We start from the raw sequence: 12005 nt of genomic DNA, 5'->3' as shown, positions 1-12005 counted from the left end.
GTAAACATAAATAAAATAGCAACTTTAAGAAATTCGCGTGGTGGAGACACTCCAAATGTAGTACAATTTGGTAAAGATGTACAGCGTTTTGGTGCAGAAGGTGTAACTATTCACCCAAGACCAGACGAAAGACACATTACATATAAAGATGCTTACGATTTAAAATCTATTGTTCATACAGAATATAATATTGAAGGAAACCCTATAGATAAATTTATAAAAATGGTTTTAGAAATTCAACCTACGCAAGTTACTTTAGTTCCAGATAGTGTAGATGCCATTACAAGTAATGCAGGTTGGGATACTATTAAACATAAAGGTTTTTTAGTTGAAGTTATTACTGAATTTAAACGTAATAATATTAGAACTTCAATTTTTGTAGATCCAGATGTAAAGCAAATTGAAGGCGCTAAACATACTGGGGCAGATAGAATTGAATTATATACAGAAGCTTTTGCACACCAATACGGTTTAGGAAATACCGCTGGGATTAAACCTTACACAGAATGTGCAGAATTGGCTAATAAATTAGGTTTAGGCGTAAATGCTGGACATGATTTAAGTTTAGATAACATTAAATTCTTTAAAGAAAATACTCCAGAGTTACTAGAAGTTTCTATTGGTCATGCATTAATTGCCGAAAGTTTATATTTAGGTATTGAGAATGTAATTAATATGTATAAGAATAAGTTGAGTTAAATAATACGTCTCAATTTTAAAATTACTAGAACAAATGCAATTACACTCAAACATTATAGGCTCAGGAAAACCATTTTTAATACTACATGGTTTTTTAGGAATGGGAGATAATTGGAAAACTCTAGCAAAAGTATTTGCAGAACAAAAGCTTGAAGTGCATTTAATAGATCAGCGAAATCACGGCAGAAGTCCGCATAATGCAGATTTTAATTACGAGGTTTTATGCGAAGATTTAAAAAGCTATTGTACCGAACATAACTTAAAAGATGTCATTCTTTTAGGACATTCTATGGGTGGAAAAACTGCTATGTTGTTTTCTACTTTATATCCAGAATTAGTTTCAAAACTAATAGTTGCAGATATATCGCCTCGTTTTTATCCAATCCATCACGATGCTATTTTAAGTGGCCTCAGTAGTTTAGACTTTAGCACTTTAAAAACACGTGGAGCAGCAGATAAAGCGCTTTCAGAATATATTAACGATACTGGAACACGTATGTTTCTTCTTAAAAATCTGTATTGGGTAGAAAAAGGTCAATTAGGTTTACGCATAAATTTAGACGTATTAAAAGAACATGTTTCCGAAGTTGGCGAAGCTTTACCAATACATTCTAAGTTTTCTAAAAACACACTATTTCTTCGTGGAGACAAAAGTGAATATATTCCCGCAACAGACGAAAAACTCATAAAAACGCACTTTCCAGAAGTAATAATTAAAACTGTAGATAATGCAGGACATTGGTTACATGCGGAAAACCCCAAACAGTTTTATGAATTTGTTATAGAATTTATTCAGTAAAAACATTAAATTAGGTCAATTTAAAAACTCAGATTATGAACTTAATAATTAGATTACTTATAAACGCAGTTGCCGTATTTGTCTTAGCGCATTTTTTAGATGGTGTAAGTGTAAATAATTATGTTACAGCCATAATAGTTGCGGTTGTTTTATCCATTTTAAACCTTTTAGTAAAACCAATATTAGTCTTATTAACACTACCAATCACAATTATAACTTTAGGTCTATTTTTACTTATTATAAATGCTTTAATATTACTTTTAGCAGATTCTTTAATCACCGGATTTAGCATAAGTAGTATTTGGACCGCTATTCTGTTTAGTATCTTATTATCTATACTTCAATCACTTTTACATTCTTTTTTAAAAGAACCTAAAAAGTAAGCTGAAATTCAGGCAATTAAAAACTTTGTTGGAGTGTAAAAAAACAGTATTTTTGCACTCCAATTTTTATATCATTTACAATGAATATTACAAGACAAGACATTGATGCATTAAATGCAGTAGTAAAAATAGATATTGCTAAAGCTGATTACAGCGAGAAAGTTGAAAAAATTTTAACCGACTATCGTAAAACTGCAAACATTCCTGGGTTTAGAAAAGGTCAAGTACCAATGGGAATGGTTAAAAAGCAATATGGCAAAGCTGTTTTAGCTGAAGAAGTAAATAAAATTTTACAAGCAGAATTAAACAAATATTTAACTGAGTCTAAATTAGACATTTTAGGAAATCCTTTACCTAGAATGCAAGATGATATTAATTGGGACACTGCAGAAGATTATTCTTTTGAATTCGAATTAGGATTATCTCCTAAGTTTGATGTTAATTTAAAAAGTAAAAAAGCAATAACACAATATAATATTGTTGCTGATAAAAAAATGATTGACGACCAAATTGTAAACATCCAAAAACAATATGGGAAGTTAATCTCACAAGATGAAGTTTTAAAAGAAAGTGAAATTACAGGAACTTTTACTAACGAAGCTGAAGGAATTGAAAATAAATTCAACTTCTCTTTAGATTTAATTAAAGGAAAAACTAACGAAAAGAAATTTGTTGGCGCTAAAGTTGGAGATCAAATAAACCTAAAAACTAAAGGATTATTTAAAGATGAACATACTTTAGAGAATGCTTTAAAAGTAGAACACGATAAAGTTCATGGTTTAAATATAGATGTTGTTTTTGAAGTAAACGAAGTTAACACTCGTGAGCTTGCAGAATTAGATCAAGAATTATTCGATAAGTTATTTGGTAAAGATGCAGTAAAAACTGTTTCTGAAGTAAAAACTAAGATTAAAGAAGATGCTGAAAAGCAATTCACACAGCAATCTGATCAAAAATTCTTAAACGACGTAACAGAATACCTAGTAGAAAACACAAAGTTTGACTTACCTACAGAATTCTTAACTAAGTGGATGCAAACAGCAGGAGAAAAGCAATTAACTTTAGAAGAAGCTAAAGAAGAATATGCTAAGTCTGAAAAAAGTTTACGCTATCAATTAATTGAAGGTAAACTAATGCAAGACAACGACTTAAAAGTAGATTTTGAAGACGTTAAAGAAAGTGCTAAAGGAATGATTAGAACTCAAATGGCACAATTTGGACAAACAAATCCAGCAGAAAAAGAATTAGAAGACATTGCCGCACGTGTATTATCTAACCAAGATGAAGTTCGTAAAATTTCTGAACAAGTAGTTAGCCAAAAATTACTAACTCTTTACAAAGAAAAAGCAAACGTTAAAACTAAAGAAATGAGTTACGAAGATTTTGTAACTGAAGTTTACGGAGCTAAAAAATAATTAGCATTAAGGTTAAAATCAAATAACGGTTTTAAGAATAATCATTATATTTAGGCGTTGAATCTAAACATTCAACGTCTATTTTTTTGCGTTAAATTCAACTTAAACAATTGTACAATCGCAAAAGTAGCCTTACATTTATTTTTATGTCGATATAAACTCGACTTTTAAACCTTATAACATTTAATAACACCTATGGATTTCGGAAAAGAATTTGAAAAATTTGCAACTAAAGATCAAGGCATAAACAGTAACTACTACGGTAAAATTATTAGTAGTATGTATCCACAAAATTTAACACCAAACATTATTGAAGAACGCCAAATGAACATCGCAATTTTTGATGTGTTTTCTCGTTTAATGATGGATCGTATTATTTTTCTTGGAACAGGAATTAACGATCAAGTTGCCAATATTATACAAGCACAATTATTGTTTTTAGAAAGTACAGACGCAAATAAAGATATTCAAATATATATCAACTCTCCAGGAGGAAGCGTTTATGCTGGTTTAGGAATTTACGATACAATGCAATTTATTAAACCAGATGTTGCTACAATTTGTACAGGTATGGCAGCTTCTATGGGAGCAGTTTTATTATGTGCTGGAGCAGAAGGAAAGCGTAGTGGATTAACGCATTCTCGTGTTATGATTCACCAACCTTTAGGCGGCGCTTCTGGACAAGCAAGTGATATTGAAATTACTGCACGTGAAATTTTAATTTTAAAAGAAGAACTTTACAATATTATTAGTAAGCATTCTGGTCAGTCTTACGACAAAGTATATGCAGACTCAGACAGAGATTATTGGATGAAAGCCGATAAAGCTAAAGAATACGGAATGATTGACGAGATTTTAGCTCGTAAATAAAACACAAACTCAAGTTGAATATATTCAACTTGGAATTAGAAATTAGATGTCGAAAGAAGAAACATTAGAATGTTCATTTTGTGGTCGCAAAAAACCAGAAACAAGCCTATTAATTGCTGGATTAGACGCTCATATTTGCGATCGCTGTATAGAACAAGCTCACGGAATTGTTATAGAAGAATCCAAGCAAGAAGATAAATCAGATTTATCTGCAGAATTAATGCTTAAAAAACCTAAAAAGATTAAAGCCTTTTTAGATGAGTATATTATTGGTCAAGAACACACCAAACGAGTAATGTCTGTTGCTGTATACAATCATTACAAGCGCTTATTACAACCAGAAAACGATGACGATATTGAGATTCAAAAATCAAATATTGTTATGGTTGGACAAACCGGGACGGGTAAAACATTAATGGCAAAAACCATTGCTAAAATGTTAAATGTACCGTTAGCAATTGTAGACGCAACTGTATTAACAGAAGCTGGTTATGTAGGTGAAGATGTGGAAAGCTTATTAACACGTTTACTTCAAGCAGCGGATTACGATTTAGCCAAAGCAGAAAAAGGAATCGTTTTTATTGATGAAATTGATAAAATTGCACGTAAAAGTGATAATCCATCTATAACAAGAGATGTTTCTGGTGAAGGCGTACAACAAGGGCTTTTAAAACTACTAGAAGGAACCGTTGTAAATGTTCCACCTAAAGGCGGAAGAAAACATCCAGATCAGAAATTCATAGAAGTTAACACAGAAAACATTCTATTTATTGCTGGTGGTGCTTTTGATGGAATTGAACGAGTTATCTCTAAGCGTTTAAATATGCAAGCAGTTGGCTACAGTGCTTCCATGAGCGATGATCACGTAGATCACAGTAATTTACTGCAATACATTACACCAAAAGACTTAAAAGACTTTGGTTTAATCCCAGAAATTATTGGTCGTCTACCAGTTTTAACACATATGAATCCTTTAGACGCTAAAACACTAAGAGCAATTCTTACAGAACCTAAAAATGCCATTGTAAAACAATACAAAAAATTGTTTGATATGGATGATATTACATTAGACATAACAGAAGATGCTTTAGAGTTTATTGTTGATAAAGCTGTAGAGTATAAATTAGGAGCAAGAGGTTTACGTTCGTTATGTGAAGAAATTTTAACAGATGCCATGTTTGAATTACCTGGCGAAGACACAAAAACACTTTCTGTAACTAAAGAATACGCAGAAAGTAAATTGTCTAAATTGACTTTAAAGAAACTAAAAGCAGTTTCTTAATTACATAACAAACCATGTATTAAAAAAGGCTAATTGAAAAATCAATTAGCCTTTTTTGTTTCACATAATTGATCATAAAAAAACAACTAAAAAAGGCGCTGTTCTTTTACAGAACAACACCTTTTTTAACTATTAACTATTTTAAAAACTAACTTTAATTTATTGATTGATAACAAACTCTATGCGTCTGTTTTGCTTGTACTCTTCTTCTGTACAATTTGATTTACAGTCTATTAATGGTTGAGCTTCTCCAAAACCTTGAGATGCAATTCTCTTTTTAGTAATACCTTTATTAATTAAATATGCTTTTGCAGATGCAGCACGTTTTCTAGATAACACTAAGTTATAAGAAGCTTTACCTCTATTATCTGAATGCGCATTAATATTAATAGTCATTTCTGGATTCTCAACTAATACATCATAAATTTTATTTAATGTAATTGTAGACTCAGATTTAATATTTGCTTTATTGAAATCGAAGAAAATATTTTCAACTTTAATTAATTTTCTGTCTTCAACTTCTACTATTTCAGCTTTAGTAGCATCCAATAAGATATTTTTTCTATAAGACCTATCGTCACCTTTAATAGATTTAAAGTTAAAGTCTTTATCTTCAAATCCATCTTTTACTACAGTAATTGTGTAATCATCAAAAGGCTTAATAGTGAAATTATATTTAGCATCATTCCCAGTAATTACTTCATCTAAGACCACACCATTTTCATCTTTTAACTGTAAAGTGGCATTTGGTAATGGTAATTGAGTTACCACATCTAAAACTTTACCTTCTAAAGATTGTAAAATTTCCTCTACTTCAAATTTAAAAATATCATAAGCTCCTTTTCCAAAAGACTTATTAGATGTCATATAACCTTTAGTGTTAGACGCAAAGTACATAGCCATTTCGTCGTACTTAGAGTTTATTGTATTACCAAGATTTCTTGGAGCATCAACATCTAGTTTAGAAGCTGTAGTTCTAAACAAATCAAATCCACCAAAGTTAATATGACCTTTAGATGCAAAATATAAATACTCACCATCTTTAGACATTGTAGGAAATTGCTCATCTTCAGATGTGTTAATCATTTTTCCTAAATTTTCAGGATTAGATAACGTTCCACCTTCTAAAATATCTGATACAAAAATATCAAAACCTCCAAAAGTTCCTGGTCTATTAGATGAGAAGTATAATTGTTTTCCATTTGGAGACACAAATGGATTCTCTATAGAATAACCTTCTAAATTAATTGCTAATTTTTCTTGTTCGATCCAATTTCCAACAGAATTAACCTCTAAAGTTGTTTTATATAATTCGTAAATTGCTGTATTAGATTCTTTACTACGAGTATAATACATTGTATGCTCATCTGGCGAAAAAGATATTTGATATTCATTATTTTCTGAAGTATTTATTAATCTTGAAAATAATAACGGCTTTTTTAAAGTACCATCTTCTTCAATATCTAAACAAAATATATTCTTATAAGCTTCTCCAGTATTAGGATCCATTTTTGCAAGACCTCCAATTTTTTTAGAAGAAACCATTATAAATTTATTTTTAAAAAACCCAGATGCATACTCTGAAAATTTTGTATTTATTCCTGCATCTAAAGTTTCGAATAAAAAACCATTTGACCCCAATGCTTCTGTAGAAGAAATATCTGAAGAAACACTAACACGTTCTAATGGTGCTTGAGCAAAAATTAAAGAGCTAGCAAACAATAAAACAACTAAAAACAATGATTTTTTAAACATAACAAAAAATTAATTTTGCGCAAAACTAGTATCTTTTTTAAGTTACACAAACAAAACACCATTTAATCGCATATTTAATCGATGAAATGCATTTTTTGTGTAAAATTTTAAATTTTAAAAAAACACTAAAAAAAAATTATCTTTAATAAAATGTAATAAAAAAAGAGAAATTCATAATTTTATTGTTCCAAAAACAACATTTACTTATGTTTTTGCAAAAAAAATCGACAAAATACAATACATTGAGCGCTATTATTTAATTAGATCTTTTAACTAAAAAAAAAAAAAAAACATCTTAAAATTTAAGGTGGCTTTTTTTAATCATTTAGAAATGAATTAATTAATTTTTAAAAGTACATCCATATAATCTCTTGTATTAGACAATCTTGGAACTTTATGTTGTCCACCAAGTTTACCTTCTTGTTTCAACCAATCATAAAACAATCGCTCTCTTGCAATATGTATTTTTGGTTGATTTAAAGTCATATTATTATAACGCTTAGCTTCGTAGTCTGAATTTAATGCTTTAAGTGCATTATCAAACAGTTCATTAAAATAATTAATATCTTTTGGTGGCGTTTTAAATTCAATCAACCACTCATGTGCGCCTTTTTCTTTATCCTTCATAAAAATAGGCGCAGCTGTATAATCTACAATTTCAGTTTGAGTTTTTTTACAAACACTTTTTAAAGCATCTTCAGCATTTTCAATAATTAACTCTTCTCCAAAAACATTAATATGATGTTTAGTTCTACCTGACACTTTTATTCTATACGGACTAATAGAAACAAAACGTAATGTATCCCCAATTTTGTAACGCCATAATCCAGCATTTGTAGTTATAATAACCGCATAATTTTTATTAAGCTCTACCTCACTTAAAGGAATTACTTTTTCTTCCAATGTTCCATATGTATCCATTGGAATAAATTCATAAAAAATACCATAATCCAGCATCAATAATAAATCACTAGAATAATTATGATCTTGAATAGCGAAAAAGCCCTCAGAAGCGTTATAAATTTCGTAAAATTTAAAATCATTTTTTGGTAAAATATTACGATACTGCTCTATATATGGGTTAAAACTTACACCGCCATGAAAATACACCTCTAGGTTTGGCCAAACTTCTAGTATATTTTTTTTATCCGTTTTATCTAAAACATTATTAAGTAAAACCAACATCCAAGAAGGAACTCCTGCTAAACTAGTTACGTTTTCGTTAATAGTTTCGTTTACTATAGCAGCCATTTTAGTTTCCCAATCGTCCATTAAAGACACCTTACTACTTGGCGTACTACTAAACTCTGCCCAAAAGGGCATATTATCTATCAAAATAGCACTTAGATCTCCAAAAACAGTTCCATTTTCTTTGTACAATTCTTTACTTCCACCAAGACGCAAACTCTTACCTGTAAATAATTGTGAATCTTCATTATTGTTTAAATACATGCAAAGTAAATCTTTACTTGCCGCATAATGGCAATCCTCTAAAGCATCTTCACTTACAGGAATAAATTTACTTTTAGCATTAGTTGTTCCGCTAGATTTAGCAAACCATCTTATTGGTTTTGGCCAAAATATATTGTTTTCTCCTAATCTAGAACGTTCTATTTTAGGTTCATAATCTTCATAACTTGAAATTGGTACTCGACTAGCAAATTCTCTGTATGTTTTTATTGAAGAAAACTCGAACTCACGTCCAACCTCTGTATCTTTAGCTTTATCTAATAATGAAAATAGCAATTCATGCTGTACTTCGTTTGGGTATTTTAAAAACAACTCGATTTGATGAAATCGCTTTTTTAAAAACCATGACGCTATGGAATTAACTATTGGAATTGGCATTATTATTCTATCTTTAAGGTTTAAAAATAAAACAATAATCGATATAGTTTATAATTCTATATCTAAATTTTTACATAAATGAAGTTTCAAGGTGTTTTAACCAAAATGACAACTGAATTCACAAAACCAGTTAACTATTATATCGTTTTTGAAAATGATTTTATTCATGTTAATCAGCTACTAAACAAAACCATTAGTTTTAAGTTTATAAAAACCCAATGTTTAAACTGTAACTTAAACAAACCTATTTATAGACAAGGATTTTGCCAAAGTTGTTTTTTTGACATTCCGCAAGCAGCAGATTGGATTATAAAACCCGAACTAAGTAAAGCACATTTAAACCAAGAAGATCGTGATTTAGATTATGAAAAAAAAGTTCAATTACAACCACATATTGTTTACTTAGCAAACTCTAGTAATATAAAAATTGGTGTAACCCGTAAAACACAAATTCCGACGCGTTGGATAGACCAAGGCGCGCACGAAGCTTTAGAAGTTGTTGAAGTTCCAAACAGGTATTTAGCGGGAATTACCGAAGTTGCCCTTAAGGATTTTGTAGCCGACAAAACCAATTGGAGAACAATGCTTAAAAATGATATTAAAGACGAAAACCTTACCGAATGGCGAGACAAACTAAAACAATACATTCCTGAAGATGCATTACCTTATTTTATAGATTCTAATAAAGAAACACATATAGAATTCCCAGTTTTACAATATCCAGAAAAACCTAAATCTTTAAACTTTGGAAAAACAGCATTTTACCAAGGTGTTTTAAAAGGTATAAAAGGACAATATTTAATCTTTGAAGATAATACGGTTTGCAATATTAGAAGTAATGAAGGTTTTGTTGTAGAAATTACTATTGAGTAGTTTTCAAAACCTTTAACAAAAAACAAGAACTATCAAAAAAACCACGTTACTAATAAAAGTAACGTGGTTATATAATTTGGGACAAAAAAGAATTATATATTCTCTGCGTCTCTTAATCCTTGGATATAAGAAGCTTTTTGAATCTGACGTCTATTAACAACAGATGGCTTTCTAAAGTATTGCTTATCTCTTAAGTTTTGCATTACTTTTACGTTTCTATGCTTACGCTTGTAACGTTTTAAAGCTCTCTCGATGTTTTCTCCTTCTTTGATTTCGATTCTTAACATTATGGTAATTTGTATAAGTTTGTAACTATTGTATATATAACAAAAAACAATACTTTGCTATAATGGTTTGCAAATGTAAGATAATTCTATTTAATTCTTAAAACTATTTGAAAAAAATATTATTAAACTCTTAATTTTCAGCATCCTTTTTCTTTTTCTTTCCAAATAACCCACCTAAAACATCTTTTACAGGATTACTTGCTGGTTTTGTTGAATCTTTTGGAGTACTATTATTTCCGCCTAAAACACTTCCTAAGACATCTTTTACAGGATTAGAGCTAGAATTATTAGTTATTGTATCATTTGCAGAATCGTTAGTGTCTTCACCTAAAACATTACCTAATAAATCTTTAATTTGATCTGTTCCTTGTCCTATTAATTTTTGCTTCTGAATTTCTATTAATTGAGACGTTAAATTTTTAACACCACTAGACAGGTCTGTTTTTACATCTGGTTTTAATAAGTTTCCAGTAATATTAGCTGTAACCGGAATAGAAATATTATTAACTTCTGGATCGTTTATTTTACCTATTAAACGATTTACATCACTTCCTAAATACTTTGCTGGCACAAGTAAAATTGCTTCATAATCCATTTGGTTTTGCAAATTATGATTTCCCCCAAGTTGAATTTTAATATCATTATATGCTAAATCAATAGGTTTAACAGACACTTTCCCGTTATCAAAAGTCAAACTAGCAACTACATCTTTTAAATCTAATTTACTCAAATCTAAAAATGGCAATTTATCTTCTAACAAACTAACTACTTTTTCGTTTTTAGGAGTAAACTCTGTAGTTAAAAGTTCTGCTAAAGCATTACCCGAAATAGTACTTAAGTCTGGCGTAAAATCTGATCCTAACTTACCATTAAGAGCTATAGTGCTATTTAATTTACCTTGCAACAATTTAGCTATTGGCGCTAACAGTTTTAACAAATCTAAATCATTAAACGATTGAGAAATATCAAAATCTTTAGCATTTAAATTCATATTGAACGTTGGAATTTCAGATTTTGTATCGACTAACCCATCTAAAGCTAATTTCCCATTAAAAACACTTGAAGATACATTATTAAGTTGTGCTTTCTCGTCTTTCACAACTAGTTCTCCCTTTACATCCTTCAAAGTTAAATTATCGTAATAAACCGTTTTAGCATCTGCATTAATAGTTGCATCTAAAAAAGCTGGGATTTTTAATGATTCTTTATTAGTTCCTTTATTATTACTGCTTTCGCTTGCATTTTCACCTTCAACCATAAAATCACTTACAGCAAATGTATTAGACTTAACGTTAAAGTTTCCTTGCAATTTTTTATCACTTAACAAAAAGCCTAACAGATTATTTATAGTTCCAGTAGCATTTAAGTCTGTTTTGCCACTTGTAGCATTAAATTGTTCTAACTTAATTAAACCTGGATTAAAACTAACATTTGCTTTTGAAATGGTTAAAGGATTAACAATATCTTTTGATGAGAACTTAAAATCTGAAATAGAAACTGTTCCATTATTTTTTATACGTTGATATGCATTAGTTTCAATAGCATTCATATCAAAAGCTGTATTCAGTTTTGCTTTTAACAATCCTGTTAACTCATTTTCTAACTCTACAGGATAAGCTTTTGATAAATTAGCCAAGTTTAAAACTCCATCTACCTTAGCATTAACAGCCGTATTACCTGTTAGGTTAGTTATTTTTGCAGAAGACTTAAAGACATCTTGATCTATTTTAAAATTCAAAGTCTTTACATCTACATAAGTATCCTCAGACTTACCAGTTGTGTTTTTTATTGATG

11 protein-coding genes are annotated in these 12005 nt (G+C 29.8%); 7 read left to right on the top strand and 4 right to left on the bottom strand.

The window, feature by feature from the left end; translation table 11 throughout:
- From ACFDSN_RS10050 to clpX, 6 genes are all read left to right on the top strand, one after another.
- A partial coding sequence (locus ACFDSN_RS10050) for a pyridoxine 5'-phosphate synthase (RefSeq protein WP_375239721.1) occupies nt 1-699 on the top strand: 699 nt, incomplete at its 5' end.
- A 34-nt stretch (nt 700-733) separates the two neighbouring features.
- On the top strand, nt 734-1498 hold the full coding sequence (locus ACFDSN_RS10045) for an alpha/beta fold hydrolase (protein ID WP_375239720.1): 765 nt from the start codon (nt 734-736) through the stop codon (nt 1496-1498).
- A gap of 35 nt (nt 1499-1533) precedes the next feature.
- The gene (locus ACFDSN_RS10040) at nt 1534-1881 is read left to right on the top strand and encodes a phage holin family protein (RefSeq protein ID WP_375239719.1); all 348 of its coding nucleotides are present in this window, start codon (nt 1534-1536) and stop codon (nt 1879-1881) included.
- 80 nt (nt 1882-1961) lie between these two features.
- A complete protein-coding gene (tig, locus tag ACFDSN_RS10035; RefSeq protein WP_375239718.1) occupies nt 1962-3296 on the top strand; it encodes a trigger factor in 1335 nt (444 codons plus the stop codon).
- Nucleotides 3297-3491: 195 nt separating this feature from the next.
- The gene (gene clpP / locus ACFDSN_RS10030) at nt 3492-4166 is read left to right on the top strand and encodes an ATP-dependent Clp endopeptidase proteolytic subunit ClpP (protein ID WP_375239717.1); all 675 of its coding nucleotides are present in this window, start codon (nt 3492-3494) and stop codon (nt 4164-4166) included.
- A gap of 46 nt (nt 4167-4212) precedes the next feature.
- On the top strand, nt 4213-5448 hold the full coding sequence (gene clpX / locus ACFDSN_RS10025; protein ID WP_375239716.1) for an ATP-dependent Clp protease ATP-binding subunit ClpX: 1236 nt from the start codon (nt 4213-4215) through the stop codon (nt 5446-5448).
- 159 nt (nt 5449-5607) lie between these two features.
- On the opposite strand, the gene ACFDSN_RS10020 is transcribed toward clpX, so the two are convergent.
- Both ACFDSN_RS10020 and ACFDSN_RS10015 read right to left on the bottom strand, forming a co-directional pair.
- Nucleotides 5608-7203, bottom strand: coding sequence for an OmpA family protein (locus ACFDSN_RS10020; protein WP_375239715.1), 1596 nt, complete (start codon nt 7201-7203; stop codon nt 5608-5610).
- A 336-nt stretch (nt 7204-7539) separates the two neighbouring features.
- Nucleotides 7540-9051 (bottom strand): GH3 auxin-responsive promoter family protein, encoded by a 1512-nt coding sequence (locus ACFDSN_RS10015; RefSeq protein WP_375239714.1) that lies wholly within the window; start codon nt 9049-9051, stop codon nt 7540-7542.
- A gap of 78 nt (nt 9052-9129) precedes the next feature.
- Here ACFDSN_RS10015 and ACFDSN_RS10010 point away from each other — a divergent pair, with 78 nt between their 5' ends.
- Entirely contained in the window at nt 9130-9924 is a 795-nt protein-coding gene (locus tag ACFDSN_RS10010; RefSeq protein ID WP_375239713.1) for a DUF2797 domain-containing protein, read from the top strand.
- A 92-nt stretch (nt 9925-10016) separates the two neighbouring features.
- Here ACFDSN_RS10010 and rpsU read toward each other — a convergent pair whose 3' ends face one another.
- Together rpsU and ACFDSN_RS10000 are read right to left on the bottom strand one after the other, a co-directional pair.
- Complete coding sequence (gene rpsU, locus ACFDSN_RS10005; RefSeq protein ID WP_375239712.1) at nt 10017-10211, bottom strand: 30S ribosomal protein S21; 195 nt, start codon at nt 10209-10211, stop codon at nt 10017-10019.
- Between the two features lie 130 nt (nt 10212-10341).
- A partial coding sequence (locus ACFDSN_RS10000; RefSeq protein ID WP_375239711.1) for an AsmA-like C-terminal region-containing protein occupies nt 10342-12005 on the bottom strand: 1664 nt, incomplete at its 5' end.

This window comes from Aurantibacter sp. (assembly GCF_042094015.1).
GTDB lineage: Bacteria > Bacteroidota > Bacteroidia > Flavobacteriales > Flavobacteriaceae > Aurantibacter.
This window is presented reverse-complemented; position numbering and strand designations above follow the sequence as displayed.